A 27,000-nucleotide genomic window follows, 5' to 3' on the forward strand; every position below is an offset into this window, starting at 1 on the left:
GTTATGAATAAGTTTATCAGAACCTCACGGTGGCGCCTAAGGAAAACTGACGGGGGCGCGGGTAACCGATGGCATCGAAGCCGCTGTAGGTTTCCGGATTCACACCTTCATACCGGGTAAGATAACCGATATTATAAATGCTGCCGAATACATTCACACCGGCAATACGTGCTTTCTTCACGAGCTCTCTTGGTAACTCATAACCCAGGTATATTTCACGGAAGGCCAGGAAATCGCCTTTTTCAAACATGGTGCTTACGTCGACCCCATAAGAGTTATTGGTTCCAACGGCGGTAACCTGGCGAATGTAATTGCGCTGACCAAAATCAAAATCGGCAAAAGAAAAGCGGGCGTATTTCTTGCCTACATCACCGGGCTGTTTCCAGATGTCATCGCCCAGCGCTTCTGCGGGTGCGCCTTCATTAAATGCCCGGCCCTGCCCTAACGACCTGGCCAGTGCGCCATTGCTGATCACATGCCCCAGGGCATAGTCCATGGCGAACCGTAATGTAAAGTTTTTATAGGTAAAGGTATTTTGCATACCACCGATCTTATCGGGCGCCCGGAAACCCATGAACACCATGTCGCGGCTATCGATGACATTATCTTCATTCAGATCGGCCCAGATATAATCACCGGCCCTTTTACCCAGGGCCTGCCCCGCAGGCGAAGCCATCAGGTCTTTTTTACCCCAGGCAGCTGCTTCTGCATCTGTTGAGAAAATGCCTTCTACTTTAAAGGCATATAAACTGTAGGGCCGTTCACCTTCAGCAAAACCGCCTACTTCCACTTCGGTCTTTGAACCCGGATCGTATACCGTGCCACCATTCTGGCGGTTCTTGGCCCGGCCATTATCCGGCAGGTCAACAATTACGGTACGGTTCAGTGCAAAAGAGAAATTGGTTTTCCATGTAAATTCCCTGTATTTTAAAACAGTGGCGGACAGTTCCACTTCAACGCCCCTGTTCCTTAATGTTCCGTTGTTATAAGTAATGTTGGCGAATGGCCCTTCCAGTGGCAATGGTTTCGACGCGATCCTGTCTTTGGTAAGCTTGTTATAAAAATCAACGGTCAATGTAATGCGGTTTTGCAGGAAAGCGGCATCAAAAGCCAGGTCGGTGGTTTGGGTAGATTCCCATCTTAACCGCGGATTGGCGAGGTTATCGCGCACGATGCCAGACGCTTGTGCATAGGTGGTACCTAAATAACTTCCATAGGTATCGCCCAGGTCCAGGTCATTTAAACCGGCTGTACCCCAGCTGGCCCGCAGCTTCAATGCGTTGATCCATTTGCTGCGCCAGAATGCTTCATTATGCAGGTTCCAGCCCACTGATAAAGCGGGGAAGGTTGCGTACTTGTTTCCCGGCGCGAAATAAGAGAAGCCGTCATACCGCAGCGAACCGCTTAGCAGGTATTTATTATCGTAGTCATAACTGAACTGACCAAAATAACTGGCTGATCTCCTTTCTACGAGGGTCGTTTTCAGATCGGTCACATTGGTTACCGTTTGCCCGTTCACAATTGCGGTGGTAGGTTCTTCAATGGTATATACGTAATCATTGGTAGCGCGTTGTGAGCCCACCGTTATAATGTTCCTTTGTTCCCGGGTATAGTTGAAACCTGCCAGCACGCTGAGATTATGATCGCCAAAAGAACGGTCGTACTGCAGGATCTGGTCAACCATCAACTGGCGCATGTTATTGGTGTTCTCATACTTCTGGCGGTTGGTAGGCATCTGCGGTAAACCAGGGAATGATTTCCGGAACAACATGTTGCGTTTATCATCCAGGATATAGGAAACCGATGGCCTGAAATGCAGCCCCTTCAGTATGGTAAGGTCTCCAGCCAAACGGGAAATAATACGTTCGGTATTCACGCGTACATCGTCGTACTTCAGGGTATGAAAACGGTTGCGGGTGGTTTGTACTTCCCCGAATGCAGGCGTACCATCATCGCGGAAGATACGGATCAGGGGCGTAATACGGGTACCCCGCACAAGGTCATTGGTATACGATTCAACATAGTTCGGGATCACATTCTGGTAATTCACCTGGGCATCGAGCTTGAAATTTTTGGTAACCTTGAAACCAAAATTGCCCAGTACATTATATCGCTTGTAGTTGGTTCCTACCAAAATACCTGCCTGGTCAACATAACCCAGCGACACATTGTAGTTAGCATTCTCGCCGCCACCGGTCACACTGGCATTATAGTTATCAGAGATGCCGGTATTCCATAAGAGGTCCTGGTAATTATTATCTGCGTAAAGCAAGCGGGTACCGGGATTGATAGGGTCATCCATTACCTGCCAGCCTTTCGCCAGCAGATTGTCGACATACTCCTGCCCTTCTACGGCCACGATATTGTCGTATAATGCGGTTAAATTAATGGAGTTGTTATATTCGCCTTTTTGCGTAAAGACCTTGGTGCCGGCAGAGAATCCACCCTGGTTCAAAAGGTTGTCTTTATTGAGGGGATCGCTGGTGTTTTTGACAGTGGTACGCGCCAGTGCGAGATACTCTGTTGCGCTTAAATAATCATAATCTCGCATTTGTGTTTCCCAGTTGCGGCGATAATTGAAAGTGACAACCGGTTTTGCGCCAAACTTGCCCGACCGGGTTTTAATGACAATTACGCCATTAGCGCCACGGGCGCCATAGGCCGCAGTAGATGCAGCGTCTTTCATTACCTGTAATGATTCGATATCATCGGGATTCACATCATTCATCGATGACCTGAACACCCCGTCGATCACAAACAAGGGACTTGAATTATCGACAGAACTGTTGGCATCGCCCTCTCTGGTACCCAAACCGGTGCCATAGGCATTCAGTTTGGTGCCGCCGCGAATAAGGATATTATTGGCCCCTGAACCCGGTTGTCCATTTACAATAGGTACCGAAACTCCGGCCAGTTTTCCCTGGATGGCCTGCACCGGGTTCGGGTTTGGGGTATTAACCATTTCTTCGGCAGCCAGCTTCGATACAGCGGCGGCCGTTTTATTACGGGTTTGTGTCATGTACCCAACCACCACTACATCAGTAAGCGAAGTGGCTTCAGCGTCGAGTGATACATTCACCACCTGCTGGCCGTTGATAGCCACTTCTTTTGGCTGGGTGCCTATGTATGAAAATACGAGGGTATCATTCAATGAATTTACCCTGAGCTGAAACTGACCGTTGTTACCCGTAACAGCGGCCTTGTTCGTTCCTTTAACTGTAACAGTTACATTTGAAAGCTTTTCGGCTGTGGAGGTGGTGGTAACGGTACCTGTAACAACGGGATTGGTTTGCCCGAAGCCCATCGCACTTATCAATAACCAGCAACCAGTGAATAGCCAGGAGAGGATCTTTTTCATAAATGGCTTTGTCGTTAGTTTTGCAATACGTAGTTATGTTCTACATAATACAAATATAGAACTATCCTTATTTCTTCCAAATATTTTTGCCCGTGAATTTGGGCCTGATATTTTTGTAACCTGTTCCCCGCATTGCGCCGCTGCCTGGAAAAGTAACTGGACTTCCTCTGCCATCACTGTATAGAATGCAGTTTTTCAATACTTTAAATAATTAAATACACAGGAATGCCGCTTTTTCGAACAAGGGCAGAAACCGCCATGAACGATCAGGGGACTACCGGTTCACGCAATCGATTGACTAACCCGCAGGGACCGTTCGGCGCCGCTAAATACCTAATTTCCATTAAGTCTTACATATTGAACTAACTTTTTATTACTTTTGAGATTATGAGTATTGACAAAGATCTTTTTAAGCTTAAGCCGATCGCCTATACCACGATGGCCGATCAGGTGGAGAACCACCTGCGCGAGTACATCATAAAACGTTCCATTAAACCAGGAGACCCTATTCCCAAGGAAACTGAGATCGCACAGGCGCTGGGCGTAAGCCGGAATGTTGTGCGCGAAGCCCTCAGCCGCCTGCGGATGCTGGGAATGATCGAGTCGCGCAAGAAAAGAGGCATGATACTCACCCAACCAGATGTTATGAAAGGTTTGGAACTGATCATCCACCCTACCATTCTCGATGAAAATGTTCGAAAACAATTGTTCGAGCTGCGGCTCGTACTGGAAGTAGGCCTTGGTGATCTTTTATTCCGCCGGAAATCGGATGAGCATCTGAAGAAGCTCGATGCCATTGTAGAACGCGAGCACAAAGCCACCACACAAATTGAACGCATCCGCTGCGAAGTTGATTTTCACTCTACCTTATATGAAATGGCCGGTAATGACACCCTGAAGCGTTTCCAGGATATTCTAATGCCGGTTTTCGAATATGTAGTGGAATACGAATCCAAGCTGGATCATACTTCCGTAGGATCGGTAACCCATGCCGACCTGGTTAAAATATTATATAGCAACAATGCCGAAGCATATCCGAATGCAATGCGTAAACATTTGATGCCACACCTCGATCATTTATAGGTTTTCAATACACTGTTGTTCCTGTGATTGAAGATCTGCGTTCATTTAAAAAGAGTTTATGGTTTTTGGTTTACCGTTTATGGTTTCCTGCACATAAACGGCCTGATTATTGCCCATTGCTCCCCGCTAAGCAAGAGCAATTGCCTGTTGCTGATTGTCAATTGCCAGTTGTGCTCTTGGTTAACCCGCTGTTAATCGAACCATTTCGCCACAACCATCCTGCCTTTCTATCGTCATAGAGTTGCAAAAACAACATGAACGCTAAAAAACAGAAGTATGAAACATGTAATTATTATCGGCAGTATGTTATTATTTACGGCTATATCGGCGTTTTCACAGGAGATCCTGACCTTGAATGATCCAATTTTTCCTGTATCCCATAAATTACACAAAGAACAAAGGGAAGAGAACCGCGCCATCAAGAGAGAAAAAGCAGGCAGCACGCCCAGCTATAGCACCGAACAACATTTCTTCACCGATTTTCCCAATGCCGCGCATGTACAATGGAAACGGATCGGTTATGAAGAAGCGGCTTTTACCCTGAACGGAAAGGACATGAAAGCTTTTTATGACTATGATCATGCATTGATCGGCACCACAACCACCGCCGACTATACCGATCTTCCCGCTAATGCACAAAAGGAAATAGCCAAGCGCTACAGAAATTTTATACCACAGTTTGTTATCCTGTTCGATGACAATGAATATAATGCCACCGATATGATGTTATATGGCAATGCCTTCGACGGCGCGGACAATTACTTTGTAGAACTTTCGAATAACGACAAGACGATCGTTGTGCAGGTTACCATGGAAGGATTAGTAACTTTCTTTAAGGACATTTCCTATAGTAATGTTAAATAACCACTGATCGCTACAGGTTTCCGCATAAGGCGGCAACCTGTAGCGAAAATAATTGTTATGTAACACAATTATTGTAGCAAATTGTCATTAATACATTTTATGAAGGGGGTTACTATATTACTGGCAGAAGATAATTTGGTGTTGGGCCTTTTTGTTAAACGGGTGTTACAGCAGGCCGGTTACCGGGTTTGGTTTTGTTCAAATACATCCGAAGCCTGGCAATATTATGCTGATAAAAACCCCGACCTGGTATTGCTGGATAATAATCAGTCGGTACAGACCAACCTCTTACTGGCCCATCGGATCAGGAAGGACAATAAATTGATACCAATACTTTTTCTGTCAGGCAAGACCTATGAGGAGGAAGTATATGAAAATATCTGGCCGCAGCAGCAGCCCGAACCTCATGGCCGGGAAGCCCTCAGCGAAGCAAAATTACTGGAGAACCTGAATAACATGCTGCCGGTAGCAGCGCCGCCTGCCGCGGTGGCGCCGGTATACGATGCAAAAGGAATGAAATGGTGCAGCCCCGAAGATATTCTGATCCTTACCAGTTTCTTTGAGGCTTCAGTGCATTTGAGAGAATATGTTCCTAATTAGCTCAGGCTTTAAATAAAAATATGAGGCAGGGAATATAAGATCGCCTACCTCATAATCTACACTTCTTACATCGTGCTATTGGGTATTCATACTTGTGTTATTGGGTATTAATACCGTTTGATGTGTTTCCACAAAATCCTTGAAACCTCTTATTTCGTCTTCGATGATCCTTTTGAACACCGGTGTAAATAACCGGGCCACCTGTTCGCCGGCTTTGCCCAAGGGCGCATGATAAGTAAGCACTACATCAACGGTAGTTCCTTGTCCGCCCAATGAGTCGCGGAAACCTACTTTACCTGCATTATCGATCGATGAACCAGGCAGACTTTGCCAGGCGATCATTTCACCGTAACGTTCTTTTACGATCTCTGCATGCCATTGCAGGGTGCCTACATGGCCTGGCAGTTCCATTACCCAATTAGAGTATAATTCATCCTGTTCTTCCACCCGTTTCAGGTGCTTCATGAATGAAGGCAGGTTGCTGAGGTTGCGCCAGGCGGCATATACTTCTTCGCGCGGTTTATTGACCACCATCGATACCCTTAAGTTAAGAGAACGGCCGTGGGCTACTTTCTCAATGGATTGATACATTTCACCGAAGGTCCGTTTGCCGGCAAGTCCTTTATAGGTCAGGTAACAACCTACTGCGGCTTTTAAAAAACGTCTGGAAGAATTTCGGTTGAATGCACTGCCAATTAACATCATTCCTCCAACAACAGAAGCAAGCCTTTGACAGGAGGCTGAGCTCATTAATTTGTCCCGGTTGCTGTGCATAATCTATAATTTTAAAGTGGATAGTATAATGAAGAATTGCATTAATTATCAAAATACTATACCAAGCATGCCCGGGAGAAAGCGTTACCGATTTTACATACTCTATAGGTCAGCGATAAAATTGTGGCCTTTTTTCTACGATTCACGCGATCCCTTGATTTCGGGATTTCTGATTTCGGGATTTCTGATTTCGGGATTACTGATTTCGGGATTTCTGATTTCGAGATTTTGAGATTTTGAGATTTTGGGATTTGCCGGTTTGTCAAAAGGCCGCAATGAAATAAATCTCTACATCCCGAATCCAGCAATCGAAAAATTCTCTTGGGCCTGCATTAAATAAATCGTACATCTCAAAATCCCGCAATCGAAAACCCCTTGGGTTTTAGATAAATCGTACATCTCAAAAACACGCAATCGAAAACCCCTGGTTTTAGATAAATCGTACATCTCGAAATCCCGCAATCGAAAATCTCTTGGGCCTGGATTAAATAAATCGTAAATCTCAAAATCCCGCAATCGAAAATCTCTTAATCGTGTCTCATGCCTTCGGCTACTCTGAAAATGTGTAGTATATATGGGAACAAGGCGTCCATGGTCTCTTCAGCGCCTTTAGTTGAACCAGGCAGGGTAAGCACCAGGGTATTTTGGATAAAACCGGCCAGGCCCCGCGACAACATGGCATAGGGTGTGCGCTGCTGCCCGTACTGACGGGCCGCTTCCATAATACCGGGAATGGCGCGATCGAGCAAGGGGGTTATAGCTTCGGGTGTTACATCCCGTGGAGAAAGGCCGGTGCCGCCGGTAAACAATACCAAATTGTATTCTTCGCTTACCAGCTGTTTCACTTTTGCCTGAATGAGATCCACTTCATCGGGGATCACCTCGTATACGCCTGCAGCAAGATTATATTGTTTTAATTTTTGCAGGATCACCTTACCGGCCCTGTCTTCTTTTTCGCCCGCTGAAATGCTGTCGCTGCAAACGATCACCGCACAGCGCAGGCTTTTGGTCAAAGAGTCCTTGAAATCGGTTTTGCCGCCTTTTTTATTAACGAGCTTTATGGTGCTGATCTCGATTTCTTTATCGATCGGTTTCAGCATATCGTACATGGTCAGGGCCGTTACCGATGCGCCGTGCATGGCCTCCACTTCTACCCCGGTTTTATAAATAGTATGTACTTCTACAGTTATAATAATGTTCAGCCCTTCCACGGCATGTGTGATACCCGCAAACTCAACCGGTAGTGGATGACAATCGGGAATAACATCGCTTGTTTTTTTGATGGCCAGCAATCCTGCCGCCCGGCTGAACTCAAACACATCGCCTTTGGGTACTTTGCGTTGCTGAATGGCATCGATGGTTTCCTGTTTGGATACTTTCACAATTGCAGTGGCGATGGCCTGGCGTAAACTGTTTACTTTGTGGGTTATGTTTATCATTCTTGGTTAGTCTCTCTTGGTGAACGGTCAATGAGCAATGGTCAATGGGCAATAGACAAGGCAATGGGCAATGGTCAATGGGCAATGGTCAATAGACAATCGGCAACGCTCATATTTCGAATATTGCTGTTTTCACTGTATTTCATTAGCACATCAGCTAATTAGCTAATCAGCACATTGTATTTCTGTATTTCATAAGCACATCAGCTAATTAGCTAATCAGCACATTGTATTTCATTAGCACATCAGCTAATCAGCACATTAGCTAATTAGTTATTTATTCTCCTTCCACTGGTAACTTTCATCCTCGAAGATCTCTTTTCCCCAGATCGGTAATTCGGCTTTTAGTCTTTCCACGACTTCTGTACAGGCATCGATGGCTGCTTTGCGGTGGGCCGAGGAGGTGAAGACGAACAGGCAAATTTCGCCGGCCGCTATCTTACCCAGACTGTGATGCACGTGCATACAGACCAGCGGATATTTGGCAAAAACATCTTCCCTGATCACATGCATTTTTTCCAAAGCCATTTCTTCATAGGCCGTATATTCTATGGCCGCTACTTTTTGGCCATTGATAAGATCGGCTCTTACCTGTCCCAAAAAAATACTATGACCACCGATATTTGTTTTGGTCTCATGCTTTTGAATGCTGTCGGCAATAAAGGAAGGGGCAATGGGCCCCTGCGTAAATATGTTCTTTGGCTTGCGTTCTGTGATCATGATGATGCTTTTGGTGAATGGTCAATGGTGAATGGTCAATGGTGAATAGCCGCTGTTCCTATTATCAGTAACCGATCCTGCGCCGCCCGAAACTTGTTGCCTTTTTGCCTTTTTCTTTTTGAACCTATCCTCCTGCAAACGGCGGCAATAAGGCCACGGTATTGTTTCCCGACAAAGCAGTATGCCCGGTTACAATCTGCCTGTCAACGGCAATAATGTATGGTTTATTCACCAGGGCGGGAAAGCGGATATTCAATTGCTCGATCAATTCGCTGGTATCCGCCGCATTGTCGACCATTACGGGGTTGTTTCCCATAATATCTGTCAGTTGTCCAAACACAATAACCTGTACCGGCATAAAAATGATTTACTGATTGATGATGCCTGATCTGAGATCTCTTTATGATCTCGAATTGCTATGACCACAAATTTACTTAACAAATTGAATATGGCCTTTGCCTGCTTTTCCAGCGTTCAATTTGCTGTATTGCTCACCCGCGCTGGCGCTTGCATATTCTTATCCGCTGGCTTTTTGTCGGTAGCTGCAAAGATCAGTTTTATAGAGGCTACCAGCAATGCCGAAGCCAGGATATTCTTCAATACCGCCTGCTTGAACCGCAATGCGCCGAAATAGGCGCCTGCCAGTCCGCCGATAAAGGCGACGGCCACATACCAATACATATCGGCGCTAAAATGAATACCTTTCTGTAATTGTCCCAGCAGGCCGGCGATCGAATTCACGAAAATGAACAGGGCACTGATCGCTGCCGTTTGCTTTTGATCGGTCCATTTAAGCATTAACAAAATGGGTGATAAAATGATGCCGCCGCCAATGCCAATAAGGCCCGATATAAAACCAATAGTACCACCGATCACCAATGACAGCATCCCATTCGCAGGCCTGAACCCGGTCACATCCAGATTACTGAAGAACCAGAAACGAATCACCGGTATTAACAGGAGCAGTCCCAGGATCTTTTTATAGATATCGCCGTCGATGTGGATCAATCCACCCAGGTAGGCCATGGGAATGGAAGCAATGGCAAAGGGCAGAAAGATCTGCCATTTGAAATGTTTACCGCGATAGAACTGGATAAAGGAAGTAAGGGATACAAACAGGTTCAACATCAGGGCGGTGGGCTTCATCACTTCGGGCGCTATGCCAAACAAAGCCATCAGGGCCAGGTAACCACTCGCTCCGCCATGACCTACAGAAGCGTAGAGAAAGGCGACTATAAACAGAAGACCGTAAAATGACAGCTCCATGGTAAAATTGATAGCGGTGATCTTTTATAAGTTGATAGAGTCAATACAGTTGATAAGGAAAAATACAAACTCAATAACTCATTAACTCAATAACTCAATAACTAATATGAATGAACTTTCAACTATGACGGCAGCAAATGAACCTCCACTTCGTCCCCGGCATTGTATTCCATTTTCTCCTCAGGCAAACACAAGAGGCAATTGGCCATGGCAAAGGATCGAAGCCGGTACGATTCCTGGGCATCCAGCGGCGTTACGGTTTGTCCGTCATAATATCCTTTCAGGAAAAAGGTCAACACCGCATTTTTCGTATATGGCTTCGATAGTGTTGCTGTAATGGTCTTTATCACCGGTGGCAACTGCATCAGGTTTTCCAAAGCCGGTATCACATATTCATAAAAACAGGTGAGTACCGATGAAGGATTACCGGGTAATCCAAATACCCATTTATTTCCTTTGGTTCCTACGAACAAGGGTTTACCAGGCCGCTGCTTTAATTTATGGAAGAGGGTGGTTACGCCACAGGCTGCTGCGGCTTCGGGCACAAAATCATAATTGCCTACACTAACGCCACCGGTTAACAGCACCACATCGCTATTCTCCAATGCATTTTGCAAGGTATCTTTTACTGTTTTGGGATCGTCTTTGGCTTCAAATACGGGAACCTTTTCTATCTGCAATTCCTGTAATGCCGCCCGCAGTTGAAATGAATTGCATTCATACACCTGGCCATGCAACAATGCCTTACCGGGCTGCTGCAGTTCATTACCAGTAACGATGATACTCATTATCGGTGTTGGATACACCGTTACTTCCGGCACACCGGTTGTGGCTAAAAAGCCCATCGCTGCCGGCGTTAGTCTTTGTCCTTTCAATAAAACCTGTTCACCGGCTTTTATCTCTGAACCTTTTAGCCGCACATTGCTGCCAGCTTTTAACTGATCGTCAAGAATGGTGAGCTGGCCACTGACAGCTTGCACTTTTTCCTGCATCACCACGGTATCGGCCCCGGCCGGAACAGGCGCCCCGGTAAAGATGCGCATGGCCTGGTTCGCCTCTAACAGCGAGAGATCCGGCGCACCGGCGGGCACTTCGCCCTGAATATTCAGTTTCTTATGTAATTCGTAACCGGCGAACGATAGCGCGTAGCCGTCCATAGCCGATTGATTGAATGCGGGGATATCGGTTCTGGCCAAAACATCGGCTGCGAGCACGCGGCCTGCGGCGGCGGCTAATGGTATGGTTACCGGCGTCAATGCCCTGGCATTGGCGCGGATCAAATTTTTTGCTTCTTTTACAGAGATCATGACGCTGATATTAACCTCCGATGGTGATCATGCTGCGGTTCTGGATGGCGCTGGCTTCCAGGCGTTCGAAATCGGTACTTAGTTGTCCGCCCAACTCCCTGGCCTTTGCATGAATGCTCTGCCGGATCAGGGGCATGATATCGCCCCCGTTTCTTAAGGTGCCAAGCAGATCTGTCTCTTCTTTTGAAAAAAGGCAGTTTTTCATTTTACCATCTGCTGTGAGGCGCATCCGGTTGCAGGTGCTGCAGAAGGGAGCGCTCATCGTACTGATGACGGCAAAGCTTCCGGCATGGCCGGGCACCATATATTTCTTAGCGGTATCGTTCAATTCATCTTTCAGGCGGATGAAGGAATATTCGGCTTCAACGATCTGCAGGATCTGCTGCCAGGTAAGCACTTTATTGCTCGTCCACCGGTTACCCTGGAAGGGCATGAACTCAATAAAGCGTACATGCACAGGCGTGTTTTTCGTCCAGGCAACAAAGTCATTGATCTCCTGCTCATTGAAATCCTTCATCACTACTACATTCACTTTGGCGCGAATGTCGTTTTCGAGCAGGAGGTGAATATTGTCGTATACGCGCTGAAACTGATCGCGGCGGGTGATGAGCTGAAATTTATCGGCTTGTAAGGTATCCAGGCTTACATTGAGTGAGCTGATGCCTGCCTGTTTCAGCGTAGGTATAAATTCATGCAGGCGGGCGCCATTGGTAGTAAGCGTTAAGGTAACAGGCAGTTTCGACAGGGCAAGTATGATGTCGGCAGCATCTTTCCGTACCAGCGGTTCGCCACCGGTTAACCGGATCTTTTTCACCCCCATACTTACAAATGTTTTCGCGATGGCTTCTATTTCAAACGCCTGCATCAGTTTGGAAGCGGGCGTAAATTCGTATTCCTCTTCAGGCATACAATAAAAGCAGCGAAAATTACAATTATCGGTCAATGAGATCCGTAAATAATCGTGCACCCTGTTAAACTGATCAATTATCATTTCCTGCATTGGTTGAGTAGTAAAATTAAGTTAACTAGTTGACAAGTTCACTAGTTAACAAGTTCAAATAGTTAGGCTTGCTACAGATTTTTGGCTTTATGCAAAATAGCTGCTTAGCCTCCCGTGAAAGTGCCAATTCCGCCAACTCATTAAATTCCACCACTTTGTCAACCCGTTAACTGGCACACGATATTAACTTTTCAATTTTTCCATTAACGCTTCATATTCTCCCACCGTATCGATATCGATATTTCCTTGCGGAAATAACACTTCAGCGGTATTGCCGGGATTTGCCTTTATCAATTGTTTTGCACCTGTGTCGCCCTGTAGATCAAGCAGTTGCGCGAACAAGGTGCTATCAAACAAAGCCGGGATGCCCAGGGTGCCGGCATAGGCGCTGGCCACAATGGGTTTACCGGTGTTTTGCCGTTCATTGATCAGCTCCAGCAATAATTCCGGGCTTACAAAGGGTTGATCGCATACCATAAAGATCACCTGGTCAGGTGCTGGCGTGCGGTTCAGCAAGGTTTGCAAACCACAGCGGATGGAGGAGGCGATCCCCTCTTGCCAATCGGGATTGTACACGATCTTCGCTTTGCCGGCGTCTATTGCGCTGGCCAGGCTTTCTGCATTGGCGCCGGTGACCACCACCGGGTTTGTGGTGACAGCCAAAGCCGTTTCTACAGCGTGCCGCAAGAGCGTGCTTCCCTGCCAGGGCAATAACTGTTTCGGCTGGCCTAAACGCGTAGATGCTCCTGCGGCGAGAATTACGATATCGGTATGGAAGATTGTCATAGGCCTCAAGCTCCTGAAGAGGGATTCAGCCCTCTTAACGGGAAGCTTTTATTTTTTTGGTTAATGTAAATTGATTGCTGCGCTTACCTTACTTCTTTTATACTGCGTATGGTTTAATGTCCCACTTTAAAGCCCTGAACCCGACCTTCCGGTCAATTTTTTTACTTCAACAGTTCTATTAATGAATTTGATCACTTTTTTGTTGAGATTATGATTAATTTTTACCGATATGATCTCTCTTTTGTCAAATTCAGGATTACTTTTTGTGAATTCGATCGATTACCTGTCGAATTCATATTTCCTTTTCGGGAATTTCTCAAACTGTTCACCACTTCAGCGACCGCATTAGCGAATTGGTGCAACCGTTTTTCGAATTGGTTAGTCGGTTAACCGGATTGCGTCCAACTTCTTTCGTAGCAGCTGGCACTTTTGGTAAAGCAGAAGGCACATTGTTCATATAGCCATCTCTTTTTATGAAAGTAAATCATGAATTGGCCGTATCAATAACTAATATCTTCCAATGAGCCGGAGATATTACCTGATAAATACTCCATTCAGCAAACTGATAACTGAACTCGCAAAATAAATAGCTCAAATCGCATAAAGTAAAGCGCAATTACAATAAAGCAGCGCTCAAGATCTAAAATATACACTTCAATGCGATATAATAGAACCAAGGATCACCTGATTGGCCATTCATTTCAGCCAACAGACCATTGCCTTTTTGCCAATTGCCTGTTGCTTATTGCCCCATTCACCCTTGACCATCCACCAATGCCCCCTAATCACCAAGCTTCACTTCCTCGATCTCCTTCTCCACCCGGGGATGAATGGTATCAGCACTATTCCGTAGCGATTCACCGGTTCTGCCGGCAATAACGGCTTTAATCTCTGCAACGATGGACAATGCGATCTCCTCAGCATTTTCGGCACCGATGTTCAGGCCAACCGGACCAAATACCGCTGCCATTTGTGCCGGCGTTGGTTCAATGCCTTCGGCCTTTAATTCATCGAGCATCCGCACCAGTTTTTTACGCGGGCCCAGCATGCCAATATAGGGTAAACCCCGGTTGAGCAATTGCCGGAACAGTTTCAGGTCATAATTATAATTATGGGTCATCAGCACAAATACCGTTTGAGCATCTACGGTAACCTGCTCAATTACCTGATCGGGTTTGGCCACCAGCACCCGGGTAGCCGTGGGAAACCGGGCTGCTGTTGCATAGGCCGGCCGGCCATCGGCTACGGTTACCTGCCAGCCGAGTACATGCGCCATTTGCGCCACCGGTATGGCATCATTACCTGCGCCAATGATGACCACCGACACAGCAGGTTTTATCAGTTCAATAAAGGCCGTGAATTGTTTTCCTTCCGCTACATATGTTTTTGTGGCCGACACCTGGTTGATGAAAGCAGTTTTAGCATCCGTTGCAATGGCCTTTTGCAGGGCTTCATTGCTTAAACGTGCGGAAACTGTTCCACCAGGTAATTGCAGCAAACAGGTGCCGGGCTGCACTTCGCGCCGGTCGTTCAATGAGAACAGCATGACCAGCACGGCATGTTGGCGCTGGGCGTTGATGTCCTTTAATAATTGAATGGGATTATCAGGCCGGCCCGGTACGATCGGTTCTATAACAATATGTATAATGCCTTCGCAGCCTAGTCCAACCCCTAATTTCGCATCGTCTTCATCCGTTGTATCGTAAGTCACCAGCATGGGTTGCTGTTGCGCCATTACGAGCAGGGCCTTGCGCAAGGCATCGCCTTCCAGGCAACCACCGCTGATAGCTCCGGTGAGTTGTCCATCCTGGGTAATTAACATGCGCGCCCCCGGACGGCGATAGGAAGAACCCTGTACATGCACTACTGTAGCCAGCGCTGTTTGTTTGCCCTGCTGCTGCGCTTCCTCAAAGGCCTGTATGATGGCCTGTATTTCTTTCATGTGCTAATTTTAATTTCTTTTTTAGCCACCTGGAATTCGCCATAAAAATTTGCTGCGCTTCTGCCGTCAATTTGCCCGAAAATTTTTTGGCTCATTTCATGTAAACTGATTTATATCTATGGCAATTATATTAAAGTTACAACAGTTGGTACACATATTTTTATGCAAATTCGACCAACGGCGTTGGGCATAATTCCATAGCCATTAGAATAATATTTGAGAACCCGCATGTTCAATATCGTACCTTAACATTCTCTTAAATCACCCAATTTTATGGCTTCCTACAAACTCAGTATCAACGGCACTACGCATGCTGTAGAAGCTGATCCGAAAATGCCCCTGCTGTGGGTCTTGCGCGATCTCTTAAATTTAACTGGAACCAAATATGGTTGTGGTATGGCCCAGTGCGGCGCCTGCACGGTGCATCTCAACGGCAATGCCATCCGCAGCTGCTCTATGCCCGTTTCCGCAGTAGGTAATCAGAAGATCACGACCATTGAAGGTTTGAGTACCGATAATTCACATGCCGTGCAGCAAGCCTGGCTGGCCGAGCAGGTACCCCAGTGCGGTTATTGCCAAACGGGGCAGATCATGTCGGCAGCAGCCTTGTTAAAGCGCAATCCAAACCCCAGCGACCGGGACATCGATATCGCCATGCAGGGAAATATCTGCCGCTGCGGCACCTATCCCCGCATCCGTAAAGCGATCCATAAAGCAGCCGCTCTGATGAAACAGCCACCGGCAAAAGGTTTCTGAACCTGCTGCATGCAACCTTTTCTTCCGTTCTCCGATGAAGCTTCGACCTGTTAAATCAAACTTGTTATGCAATCAAAAAATTCCATCAACCGCCGCGCTTTCCTGAAACTAAGCAGTTTTACCAGCGCCGCGCTCACTATAGGGTTTTACTTTCCTGCCCTTGCAGAAGAAAGTACCATTATGACTGCTGAAACCGCAGAAAACCTGGGCATTCCCCTGAATGCATTTATTTCTATCGATAAAACCGGAAAAGTATTCATCCTGAACCACCGGTCAGAAATGGGACAGGGCTCATTCCAGGCCGTGCCGCAGATGATCGCAGAAGAACTGGAAGTATCGCTCGACGATGTGGAGATCGCCTTTGCACCCGGCCATCAAACCAAATATGGCAACCAGATCACCGGTGGCAGTTCTACCGTACGGGGCGCCTATAAACATTTGCTAAGAACTGGCGCCACTGCCCGTGAAATGTTGCTGGAAGCCGCTGCCAAAAAATGGACGGTGCCGAAAGAAGAATGTTATGCGCTGAACGGCGCCGTCATTCACCGCCCTTCCAATAAAAAGCTCGGTTATGGTGAACTGGTAGAAGAAGCCGCAAAACTTACGCCGCCGAAAACCGTTCCACTAAAAGAAAGAAAAGATTACAAGATCATCGGCAAGCCATTGCCCCGGCAGGACAATGCTGATAAAATAAATGGCAAAGCGATATTTGGCCTTGATAAAAAATTACCCGGTATGTTATATGCCGTGGTAGAACGCAGTCCGCACTTCCTGGGAAAAGTGAAACATGTTGACGACAGTGCCGTACGGTCAATGCCCGGGGTAAAACATGTTATCAAAGTGCAAATGCCGGTTTTCGATACGATCAGGGAAGGTATAGCCATTGTTGCCGATAATACCTGGGCCGCCATGCAGGCCCGCAAGGCATTGAAAGTGGAATGGGATACGTCGGGGTTTGAACACCTGGATACGGCCGGTTTATACACCCGCATGAAGGAAGATCTGAAAAAGCCGGGTTTGTCGCAACGTACCGGTGGCCATTTTGAAGCTGCTTTCGGCAAAGCAGCGAAGAAACTGGAAGCCGTATACGAAACCCCATACGAAGCGCATGCCTGTATGGAGCCACTGAATTGTATAGCCGATGTAAAAGGCGATCAGGTAACGATCTATGGTCCTATCCAGGGACCCGACTGGATCCAACGCGACCTGGCCGACCGGTTAAAGCTGCCCATGGAGAATATTACTGTGCACATGACCTTTTTAGGCGGTGGTTTTGGCAGAAAAGCATTTACCGATTATACTACCGAAGCGGCCCTGATCTCAAAAGAAATAAAAGCGCCTGTGCAGGTAGTGTGGACGCGCGAGGATGATATGACACAGGGACCTTTCCGCCCTGGTGCGGTATACGAATGCAAGGCCGGCTTGAACCAGGGCCGCATTGCCGCTTTTCAAACCAAAATGGCTGCCCAGAATATGGGGCACCAGTGGCCAAAGGCCGATAAAAGCAGTTATAACGACAGCACCACGGAAGGACTTTCAGAAGCTTTTATTAATGGCATTGAACATTACAGTTTCGCCGATATCCCTACCGACTCAACGATCCCCGTTATGTGGTGGCGGTCGGTGTATTCTTCTACCAATGGCTTTGCCTACGAAAGCTTTATGGATGAACTGGCCATTGCCGCTGAAAAAGATCCGCTCGATTTCCGGCGCCAGCACCTGCGCGAAGAACGTTATGCGGCATTGATAGATATGCTGGAAGAAAAGACCGGCTGGAGATCGAGGGCCAAAAATTCCGGCTGGGGCGTTGCCATCACCGAGTGTTTTAAAAGTGTAGTGGGTGAAGCGGTGAAAGTTTCGCGCCAGGCAGATGGTAAATTGAAAATAGACCGGATAGTAGCCGTAATGGATTGTGGCTGGTATGTAAATCCTGATATCATCAGGGCGCAGGTTGAAGGCAGTATCGTAATGGCCCTGGGCGCCGCCACTACCCATGAGACTCATTTTGCCGACGGCAAAGCTGTTGAAACCAATTTTCATCAATACCAGATGCCTCGTATAAACGATGTGCCCGATATTGAGGTATATATTATGGAGAATGAAGAAAAACCCGGTGGTGTTGGTGAACCAGGTCTGCCACCTTTTGCCCCGGCCCTGTGCAATGCAATTTTCGATCTTACCGGAAAACGGATCCGGAAATTGCCGTTCAATATGAAAGAGATCTAATGCAGGTTCCAGGTTACAGGTTTCAGGTTGCAGGTTTCAGGTTGCAGGGTTGCATGATACCAGGTTTCCGGCCTCTGGTTCACCAGCCACTGAATATCGAGCTGACCGATACAGTAAGTCACCCTTGATATTTTGCCCGGTAACAGGTAACTGGTAACCGGTAACTGCATTGTGCTGCTGCCTGTAACTTGTTACCATTGTGTTTTCCGCAAAATAAACAGCAAGTATGGGTCATTGAAAGTCAGCCTACATTAAAATTACCATCAATATGACACTACCACTCATATGGGTAATTTAATATGCCTGTTTAAAATAACATATATCTTTGCGGCATTATTTACGAAACCTGACTCGTGAAAACCCCTCAACCAACTACTGCCGCCCGCAGACAGTTTATTAAAAATGTTGCCCTGCTGGCTCCTGCTGTTACTTTATTTCCGTCGTGGTTAACCGCTTCCACCGGTTCCCGTTTGCGTTTAGCGTTTATTGGAACAGGTGCCTGGGGCCGTACTTACCTGGAAACAGCGCTGCTGCACAAAGACATTGAAGTAATCGCCATTGGCGAGCATGACCTGGCCGCATTGCAGGCAACCAAAGAATTATTTCAACGAAAGCGTTTGACACTTCCTGCCTTTTACGAGGAAGGCAATTCCGCTTACGAGGCGTTGCTTTCCCGCCCTGATATTGATGCGGTGATCATCGGCACTCCCTGGTTTACCCATTATGAAATTGCAAAGGCTGCTTTACTGGCCGGAAAACACGTGGCCTGCGGCCCCATCATGGGCAGTACGGTAGAAGAGCATTGGGATATCGTGAACATCAGTAAGCAAAGCGGCAAACAATATATTACGCTCGATGAATTAAGCTATCGCCGCGACCTGCTAGCTATTCAGGAAATGGTAAAGGTTGGCGAATTAGGCGAACTGCAATCCATTCATGCGGGCGCCGCTTATGCCAGTTTGAACAAAACCAATGAACACAAGCTGCCTTATGCCTTGTATCCGGCAACCGCAACGGCGCAATTGCTGGGCATTTCAGCAAACAATCCCTACGTATCGCTGCGTGTACAGCAACAATTGCAGGATTATGTGATCACTAAGACAAACGCCAAAAGCGGCCGCTTATACGTTGCGAATGGACTCGTAAACACGATCCGCCTGCATGCCGGGCAGGGTCAAACGGTTTATCTGCAATCAAATGCGCCTACCGGTCAGCCCTTTTCAACCGGCTTCCGGTTACAGGCCACCGGCGGCAGCTGGATGGATATTTCCAGAACCGTTCGGCTTACCGGGGCAAGCACTGCCAGCATCGATCTGAAAGATAAATTTCCTGCAACCGATCAACAGTTACACCGGTATAAGCAATTGCCTGGTCATGAATCTGCAGCCCTGGCGCTGCATGATTTCGTAAAAGCCGTTTCGGCGCCTGCCACTGGTCATTTACCGGTTTGTACAGCAGCAACGAACAGCGTGATAGGCGTTTTGGCCAAACTGTCGGCACAGCAAGATGGCGCTACTATTGAGTTTCCAAATTTCTATATATAATTCGAACGCAAGCTCCGCCAAAAGCGGACAAGGATACACAAAACGCAATAGACCTTCGGATCAAAAAGGGCGTTCGGTGTTCCGCAGTATCGTTCAGCATTTTTAGATAACTTTTAAATTTTAAGGAACATGGATAATCCGTTAATAGCACAGATCAATTTATTCGGCGGCAATTTTGCACCAAGAAGCTGGGCTTTCTGCCAGGGCCAGCTATTGTCAATAGCCCAAAATACCGCGCTGTTCTCCCTGCTGGGAACCACTTATGGCGGCAACGGCCAAACCACTTTTGCATTACCTGACCTGCGCGGCCGTGTTCCTATCGGTACTGGCCAGGGCCCCGGTTTGCCTAATTACACCCAGGGCGAGATGGCTGGTACGCCAACGACGACCCTGCTGATCACCAATATGCCTGCACATAACCATACCGCCAGCGGTAATACCTTAACGGTTTCCCTTTCAGCCAGTACAGCTGCCGGTACCACAAATATTCCCGGCAATACGGTGGTACCCGCGAAATTGCCAACCATCGGCTCGGGGCCCAGCGCCAGCAATATTAACGGTTATGCCCCGCAGGACAATAGTGCCAGTTTTGCGGCAAGCCCTGTGAGTGGCAATATCACTACGAACATTGCAGGTGGCAGTCAGCCATTTTCAATCATGCAGCCTTATCTGGCCATGAACTATGTGATTGCGCTGGAAGGTATTTACCCAAGCAGAAACTAATACAATCGCTTTTTAGAAGCATTCATTATACACGCACATGACCGCACCCCTTACCGTAGGTTTCCTGACGCCCTATTCAAGTACCTATCCCTATTATGCGCAGCACATGCTCACCGGCTGGCTGCTGGGTATGGAGCTTGATCCCGTGCGCCAGCGTTCCATTCAGTTCATGCAGGAATACACGAACCTGGGCAGTGCGCGTGATACGGAAACTGCAGCCCGGAAGCTGCTTTTCTTCAACCGGGTAGATGTTATATCGGGGCTGGTCAGTTATAAAGCCATTCCCGATATCACCCCCCTGATCGACCGGGAAAGAAAACCGGCTTTCTTTTTTGATATGGGGGAACATGTACCCTATTTCCCGCTGCTAAGTCCTGATATTTTTTATGCTTCCCATCAGTTATGGCAATCGCAATTCGCATTGGGCTACTGGGCGCAGAAAACCTATGGCAGCGGCGGGCATCTCATTATGCCGGTGTACGAAGCCGGCTATCATTTGAACAGCAGTTTTCAACAGGGTGTTGCTGCTGCCGGCGGCACACAGGTGCAGTTATCGGTGATCCCCTACGATCCCAACGACCAGAACCGTATGGAGCTGGGCGGCTTTTTCGACCGCCTGGCCAAAGACCCACCTCCTTATGTACATGCCATCTTCAGTGGCGACCGCGGCACCGTGTTCCTCAAAAAATGGTTGAGCAGCGGTTTTCATAAAAAGATCCCCCTGCTGGTACAGGAAACGATGGCTTATGACGATATCCTTGCAGATATCAAACACATCGATCTTGAAATGTACACTGCCCAGCAATGGATCCGGGAATCAGAAGATACATCGAACCAGGTGTTCGTAAAGAAATTCGAAAGCCTGGCCAAACAACCCGCCAATATCTACGCGCTAATGGGGTATGAGGCCGGACTAATATGGAAAGAGGTTCTGCCCTACGCATTGAAGAGAGACTGGGATACCGTGAAGCAACAATTACGCGAGGGAATTATCAATGGCCCAAGAGGCGAAAGGAATTTCTTTCCAAGATCAGGCTTTGCCTTACCTGCCACCAATATCCTCAAGCTTACAACAACGGGAAACCAAATACACAAACTTATTCTTGACCAGGGAAAAGGGATGCGCTTCGATGCACAGGAATTTGAATCGATCCATCGTGAAAGCGATTCAGGCTGGCAAAACCCCTTTCTCTGTTATTAACAAAACACCATGAAGCATTTTTACATGCTGTTACTGGGTCTGCTTATTTGTACGTTGCACGGCAGCGCGCAGTATACAGTAACTACTATTGAAAGCAGCCAATACACCGCCCTGACCAAAGACAACAGTAATAATATCTATGGCGTGCGGCTCAATCATTCGACCGGTAAGGGAGAAATTGTTAAATACACCAGTGGCAATGCAACCCCTGCCGTCATCTATGGTAATTTAACGTTTGCAGGCGGCCTGGCCCAGGCCTATCCCTGGGGCCTGGCAGTAAACGCTGCCGGCGACCTGTTTGTAACAAATCCCGACGAAACTGTTGGCTGGCAGATCATCAAGCTGACAGCCCCTTCTTACACGGCAACAGTGGTACAGTCTGGCCGCTATTTTTCCACCCTTGCCATCGACCGGTCGAACAACCTGCTTTCTATGGAATATAATAACGCTACCAACCATTACCGGTTAGTGCGTTATTCATCCGGCGCCGAAAATATGGCGGGAACTGTACTGTGGAATGGTGTTCCTCTGCCGGCCGGCCTTAACACTACATATCCCTGGGGCATTGTATGTGACTCCCACGACAATATTTACGTACTCGACTTTCCGGTGAACAACGGCGGGCAACTCTGGAAGTTAACGGCTCCTGGTTTTGGGGCTGCTGTGCTTGGTTCCAATAAAGTATATACCGCACTGGCCATAGATGCAGCAGATAATATTTATACAACGGAATTCGTAAACAGTACAACATACCGGGTGATGAAATATGCCGATCCGGCAGGCACCGGTACGCAATTGTACAGCGGCTTAAGCGCTACAACGGGTAGCTTTCCCCTGGGCCTGGTAGTAAACAATACAGGAACCGTATACGCAGGTGATATGGCAGCGGCGCCCAATGGAAGGTTGATAACACTTGCACCGCCCGGTATTACCGTTTCCAGCGTGAACCGCAGCGATGCCAACCCCAGCAATGCCACATCAGTACAATATACAGTTACCTTCAGCGGAGCAGCCAGTAATGTAACAGCCAGTTCATTTGGCCTGACAACTACCGGGCTGACCGGCGCCAGCATCACTAATGTAAGTGGCAGTGGAAGCACCTATACCGTAACAGTAAACACCGGCACTGGTGATGGCACCATCCGGCTGGATGTAAACGGAACAGGCATCACTCCCTCGATCACGAATGTACCGTTTACCGGCGGGCAGGTGTATACGATAGATAAAACAGCTCCTACCGGAACTATTACTATAAACAGCGGTGCAACGGCTACCAACAATGCCGGTGTAGTATTAACTATTACCGCGAATGATAATACTGCGATGCAAATGCAGTTCAACAATGATGGCGGCGCCTACAGCGCTTATGAAAACCTGGCCGCCACCAAGAACTGGATGCTTGCTGTTAGCGAGGGTACTAAAACGGTGAACATGCAGCTGAGAGACCAGGCGGGTAATGTGGCAAGTTTCTCAGACCAGATCATCCTTGACCTCACAGCGCCCACGACCAACCTGATCACCCAACCTGCCAACCCTTCCACCAGCAGTACAGCAGTATTTAGCTTCGATGCTTCTGAAACGGGTTGCACATTCGAAGGCAGTCTCGATGGCGGGGCCTTTACTGCAGTAAGCAGTCCCTTGACCTTAACCGGATTGGCCGATGGCAGCCATAGCCTCAGCGTACGTGCGCGGGACGCCGCAGGAAATATTGGAGCACCCGCAAACTATACATGGACGATCGATGCGAACGGACCTATCGTTACGTCGGTGAACGTTCCGGCGAACGGATATTATAAAGCAGGCCAGGTACTCACTTTTACTGTTGGCTTCAATGAGAATACCACGGTGACCGGTACGCCAGGCCTGCCTGTGACCATTGGCGCAACAACCGTACAGGCCACCTATACCAGTGGATCAGGAAGCAGCATGCTGGCCTTTGCATATACAGTGCAGCCAGGCGATCATGACATGGATGGTATTCAGGTTGGCACTAATTTGCAATTGAATGGCGGCAGCCTGGTAGATGCCATCGGTAATAACGCCAGTCTCACATTGAACAATGTGGCTTCCACGAACCTTGTAAGGGTGAATACGGTCATTCCATCCGTAACGCTGTCAACAACGGCACCTGCCCAGGTGAATACGCCATTTACCGTAACCATTACTTTCAGTGAGGCAGTGACAGGTTTTACCGTGTCGGATATTAATGTATTGAACGCCGCCATCAGCAACCTGCAAACAACAGATAATATTTCCTACACAGTTCTGATAACCCCTACCGGCGACAGAACATATACTATAAGTGTTCCTGCCAACGCTGCATTCAATGTTGGTAATAATGGCAATACGGCGTCCAATACGCTCTCGATCGTTTATGATGCTACAGCGCCGGTGATCACTTCGGTGAATGTACCAGCCAACGGTTATTACAAGGCCGGCGACGTATTGACCTTTGTAGTGACCTTTGATGGACCTGTTGCCTTAAATACAGCAGGCGGAACACCCTATCTGCCCATTACTATTGGCGCCACTACCGTAAACGCTGCCTATGTCGGCGCCGGCGCCAACACGATCAGTTTCCGGTATACCGTTGTGAATGGCGACCAGGATATGGATGGTATAGCCGTGGCTGGAACTAATCTTATCGCGAATGGCAGCACCATCAGGGATGCAGCCGGCAACAATGCCAACCTTACCCTGAACAACGTTGGTGCTACTAATAATATCTTTGTTAATACAGTGATACCAACGGTGACGATCAGCGGCACGCCTGCCCTGAATGGTCCATGGACAGCAACCATTACCTTCAGCGAAAATGTTACCGGATTTACGGCTGCCGATATTACAACCACTAATGCAACCATCAGCAATCTGCAGGCGGTTAATGGCTTTACTTATACAGTAACTGTAACGCCGGCCGCAGAAGGCCAGGTAACCATGCAGGTGCCGGCAAATATTGCGCAGAACATAGGAGGCAACGGGAATTCAGCTTCAAGCCCATTCTCTTACATCTATGATATCTCTGCACCGGTGATCACATCGGTAACTGTGCCTGCCAATGGCGTGTATAAAGCCGGCGACCAGTTGAACTTTAGGGTTAACTTCAGCGAGCAGATTACAGTTGCTGCAGGAACACCCACGCTTGAAATTGCGTTAACCAGCGGCACTGTGCAGGCAACCATGATCGCCAACAGCGGAAGTACAATTGATTTCCGGTACACGGTACAGCCGGGTGATATGGATGCCAATGGTATTGCGTTGAACGCCCTGGGCTTGAATGGCAGCACCATTAAAGATGCAGCTAATAATAATGCGAATACAACCTTGAACAGCGTTGGCAATACCAGTGCAGTCATTGTAAATACAGGGACGCCTTCAGTAACAATAAGCCTGCCGGCGCCTTTCCCCCTGAATGCCGCCTGGACTGCCACTATCACCTTCAGCGAAGCGGTAACCGGTTTCACTGCCGGTGATCTGAGTGTTACCAACGCTACCGCCAGCAACCTGCAAACGGCAGATAATATTGTTTATACTGTTCTGATAACGCCAGTTGCAGAAGGCGGTGTGGGTGTTCAGGTGCCGGCGCATGTGGCCGTAAATAATGCCAGCACCGGTAACACCGTTTCCAACAATATTTCTTATTTGTACGATCCCAATCCACCGGTGATAACATCAGTAGCAGTGCCGGTGAATGGTTATTACAAAGCAGGTGATGTGCTCACTTTCACCATTAACTGGAACGAGAACGTACGGGTAAGCGGCGCGCCAACACTACCTGTTGTAATCGGAAGCAGTACCGTACAGGCAATGTATACCGGCGGCACCGCTTTCACCAATGCCCTCACCTTCAGTTATACGGTGCAGGCTGGCGATATGGACCTGGATGGTATTTCATTGGGCAGCAGCCTGCAATTGAACAGCGCCACGATTATCGACCAGTCTACCAATAATGCTGCCCTGACCTTGCAAAATCCAGGCAATACGGCAGGCGTGTTTGTACATACTGCACACCCGGCAGTCACCTTATCAACTACCGCCGCAGCCCGCGTAAATACAGCATTTACCGTAACGGTGGTCTTCAATGAAGCAGTGACCGCACTGAGCGCTGGCGACTTTACGGTTGCGAATGGTACAGCCAGTAACCTGCAAACAAGTGACAATATCACTTATACCCTGCTGGTAACGCCGGCCGCCGATGGTTCGGTGAGCATACAGCTGCCTGCCGGTTCAGCAATAAACATTGCTGGCAACGACAACCAGCTTTCAAATACGATTACCGTTAATTACGACGCTACGGCACCGGTGATCACGGCTGCACAAAACTTCAGCATTTTGCAGAACAGCAGCGCCGGTACACCAGTCGGCAAAGTAACCGCTACCGAGGCAACAGGCACCTTACAGAACTGGCTGATCACATCCGATGCATCAGGCGGCGCCTTTGCGATCGATGGAAGCGGCAACCTCAGTGTTCAAAACGGAACCATCCTTAATAATAACGTGGGTAATACCGTTACCATAATAGTAACTGTAAGCGATGGCCTCAATACCAGCGCAGCCACCCCGGTAGCGATCACTATTGCCCCTATCAATAAGGCGCCCGTGCTCGATGCGATCAGTAATGTGAGTATTTGCGCCACCACAGATGCCCATACCATCCAGGTAAACGGCGCCTCGGCAGTAGAACCCGCACAAACCTATACCTTGAGCATTAGCAGCAACGAGGCTTATTTTGATGCGCTTACCATTAACAACGCAGGTTTGATCAGTTACCGGCTGAAGAACAGCGTCACTTCGGGTGCAGCTACTATCACGGTGACCATTAAAGACAATGGCGGCACGGCCAATGGGGGCATCGATACTTATCAGCGCAGCTTCACCATTACGGTAAACCCGCTGCCGGTAATAACCATCACCAGCGATAAAGGCAACAGCATTTCGAAAGGTGATATCGCGCATCTCACCGCAACAGGCGGCGCCACCTATGCCTGGGAAGCGAATAGCAGTATTGTGAGCGGTCAACAGAGCGCCATCGCCGAAGTAAGGCCGCAGGCAAACACCATTTACCGGGTAACTGCTACCAGCGCCCTGGGCTGCAGCAGCACAGCGGCTTTCAATATGTCGATCATCGAAGACTTTAAAGTAGACGCTACCAATGTGCTTACGCCCAATGGCGACGGCAAAAACGACAGATGGGTGATCCGCAATATCGATAGCTATCCCGATAACGAACTGAAGATCTTCGACCGGGCAGGACGACTGGTATATAGTCAGCGGAATTATAACAACACCTGGGATGGAAAACTGAACGGTCATCCGTTGGCGGAAGGCACTTACTACTATTTCCTGAGTATCTCCGGTGGCGCCAAAACCGCCAAAGGGTATATTACCATCATCCTGAAAGCAAATTGATA

Annotated in this window: 20 protein-coding genes; 9 read left to right on the forward strand and 11 right to left on the reverse strand. The window is 48.0% G+C overall.

Going from position 1 to position 27,000, the window contains the following annotated elements:
* Nucleotides 1–16: 16 nt before the first annotated feature.
* On the reverse strand, nt 17–3,358 hold the full coding sequence (locus JT717_RS11685; RefSeq protein ID WP_205510650.1) for a SusC/RagA family TonB-linked outer membrane protein: 3,342 nt from the start codon (nt 3,356–3,358) through the stop codon (nt 17–19).
* Between the two features lie 387 nt (nt 3,359–3,745).
* Here JT717_RS11685 and JT717_RS11690 point away from each other — a divergent pair, with 387 nt between their 5' ends.
* From JT717_RS11690 to JT717_RS11700, 3 genes are all read left to right on the forward strand, one after another.
* Nucleotides 3,746–4,441, forward strand: coding sequence for a FadR/GntR family transcriptional regulator (locus JT717_RS11690; protein WP_205510651.1), 696 nt, complete (start codon nt 3,746–3,748; stop codon nt 4,439–4,441).
* 276 nt (nt 4,442–4,717) lie between these two features.
* Nucleotides 4,718–5,305 (forward strand): hypothetical protein, encoded by a 588-nt coding sequence (locus JT717_RS11695; RefSeq protein WP_205510652.1) that lies wholly within the window; start codon nt 4,718–4,720, stop codon nt 5,303–5,305.
* Nucleotides 5,306–5,404: 99 nt separating this feature from the next.
* A complete protein-coding gene (locus JT717_RS11700) occupies nt 5,405–5,905 on the forward strand; it encodes a response regulator (protein ID WP_205510653.1) in 501 nt (166 codons plus the stop codon).
* 75 nt (nt 5,906–5,980) lie between these two features.
* On the opposite strand, the gene JT717_RS11705 is transcribed toward JT717_RS11700, so the two are convergent.
* The 9 genes from JT717_RS11705 to JT717_RS11745 form a co-directional block, all read right to left on the reverse strand.
* The gene (locus JT717_RS11705; RefSeq protein ID WP_205510654.1) at nt 5,981–6,679 is read right to left on the reverse strand and encodes an SRPBCC family protein; all 699 of its coding nucleotides are present in this window, start codon (nt 6,677–6,679) and stop codon (nt 5,981–5,983) included.
* A 527-nt stretch (nt 6,680–7,206) separates the two neighbouring features.
* Nucleotides 7,207–8,118, reverse strand: coding sequence for a bifunctional molybdenum cofactor biosynthesis protein MoaC/MoaB (gene moaCB / locus JT717_RS11710; protein WP_205510655.1), 912 nt, complete (start codon nt 8,116–8,118; stop codon nt 7,207–7,209).
* 273 nt (nt 8,119–8,391) lie between these two features.
* Nucleotides 8,392–8,838 carry a molybdenum cofactor biosynthesis protein MoaE gene (locus tag JT717_RS11715; RefSeq protein WP_205510656.1) on the reverse strand — a complete coding sequence of 149 codons (447 nt, stop codon included), beginning with the start codon at nt 8,836–8,838 and terminating at the stop codon, nt 8,392–8,394.
* Between the two features lie 124 nt (nt 8,839–8,962).
* On the reverse strand, nt 8,963–9,196 hold the full coding sequence (locus JT717_RS11720; RefSeq protein ID WP_205510657.1) for a MoaD/ThiS family protein: 234 nt from the start codon (nt 9,194–9,196) through the stop codon (nt 8,963–8,965).
* A 116-nt stretch (nt 9,197–9,312) separates the two neighbouring features.
* Complete coding sequence (locus tag JT717_RS11725) at nt 9,313–10,104, reverse strand: sulfite exporter TauE/SafE family protein (RefSeq protein ID WP_205510658.1); 792 nt, start codon at nt 10,102–10,104, stop codon at nt 9,313–9,315.
* A 122-nt stretch (nt 10,105–10,226) separates the two neighbouring features.
* Nucleotides 10,227–11,411 carry a molybdopterin molybdotransferase MoeA gene (locus JT717_RS11730; RefSeq protein WP_205510659.1) on the reverse strand — a complete coding sequence of 395 codons (1,185 nt, stop codon included), beginning with the start codon at nt 11,409–11,411 and terminating at the stop codon, nt 10,227–10,229.
* 10 nt (nt 11,412–11,421) lie between these two features.
* The gene (gene moaA / locus JT717_RS11735) at nt 11,422–12,402 is read right to left on the reverse strand and encodes a GTP 3',8-cyclase MoaA (protein ID WP_205510660.1); all 981 of its coding nucleotides are present in this window, start codon (nt 12,400–12,402) and stop codon (nt 11,422–11,424) included.
* A 192-nt stretch (nt 12,403–12,594) separates the two neighbouring features.
* Nucleotides 12,595–13,197 (reverse strand): nucleotidyltransferase family protein, encoded by a 603-nt coding sequence (locus JT717_RS11740; RefSeq protein WP_205510661.1) that lies wholly within the window; start codon nt 13,195–13,197, stop codon nt 12,595–12,597.
* A gap of 781 nt (nt 13,198–13,978) precedes the next feature.
* Nucleotides 13,979–15,139, reverse strand: coding sequence for an XdhC family protein (locus JT717_RS11745; protein ID WP_205510662.1), 1,161 nt, complete (start codon nt 15,137–15,139; stop codon nt 13,979–13,981).
* Nucleotides 15,140–15,412: 273 nt separating this feature from the next.
* Here JT717_RS11745 and JT717_RS11750 point away from each other — a divergent pair, with 273 nt between their 5' ends.
* Nucleotides 15,413–15,895 (forward strand): (2Fe-2S)-binding protein, encoded by a 483-nt coding sequence (locus JT717_RS11750; protein WP_205510663.1) that lies wholly within the window; start codon nt 15,413–15,415, stop codon nt 15,893–15,895.
* A 66-nt stretch (nt 15,896–15,961) separates the two neighbouring features.
* The gene (locus JT717_RS11755; RefSeq protein ID WP_205510664.1) at nt 15,962–18,121 is read left to right on the forward strand and encodes a xanthine dehydrogenase family protein molybdopterin-binding subunit; all 2,160 of its coding nucleotides are present in this window, start codon (nt 15,962–15,964) and stop codon (nt 18,119–18,121) included.
* On the opposite strand, the gene JT717_RS28620 is transcribed toward JT717_RS11755, so the two are convergent.
* A complete protein-coding gene (locus JT717_RS28620; protein WP_255552951.1) occupies nt 18,118–18,243 on the reverse strand; it encodes a hypothetical protein in 126 nt (41 codons plus the stop codon). The genes JT717_RS11755 and JT717_RS28620 overlap by 4 nt on opposite strands.
* Nucleotides 18,244–18,474: 231 nt before the next feature.
* On the opposite strand from JT717_RS28620, the gene JT717_RS11760 reads away from it, so the two are divergent.
* From JT717_RS11760 to JT717_RS11775, 4 genes are all read left to right on the forward strand, one after another.
* Complete coding sequence (locus JT717_RS11760; protein ID WP_205510665.1) at nt 18,475–19,665, forward strand: Gfo/Idh/MocA family protein; 1,191 nt, start codon at nt 18,475–18,477, stop codon at nt 19,663–19,665.
* Between the two features lie 129 nt (nt 19,666–19,794).
* Nucleotides 19,795–20,388: a phage tail protein gene (locus JT717_RS11765; protein WP_205510666.1), complete on the forward strand. Its 594-nt coding sequence runs from the start codon at nt 19,795–19,797 to the stop codon at nt 20,386–20,388.
* Between the two features lie 37 nt (nt 20,389–20,425).
* On the forward strand, nt 20,426–21,589 hold the full coding sequence (locus JT717_RS11770) for an ABC transporter substrate-binding protein (protein ID WP_205510667.1): 1,164 nt from the start codon (nt 20,426–20,428) through the stop codon (nt 21,587–21,589).
* 9 nt (nt 21,590–21,598) lie between these two features.
* Nucleotides 21,599–26,998 (forward strand): Ig-like domain-containing protein, encoded by a 5,400-nt coding sequence (locus tag JT717_RS11775; RefSeq protein WP_205510668.1) that lies wholly within the window; start codon nt 21,599–21,601, stop codon nt 26,996–26,998.
* Nucleotides 26,999–27,000 lie beyond the last annotated feature (2 nt).

The organism is Longitalea arenae (assembly GCF_016924755.1).
Taxonomy (GTDB): domain Bacteria; phylum Bacteroidota; class Bacteroidia; order Chitinophagales; family Chitinophagaceae; genus Niastella; species Niastella arenae.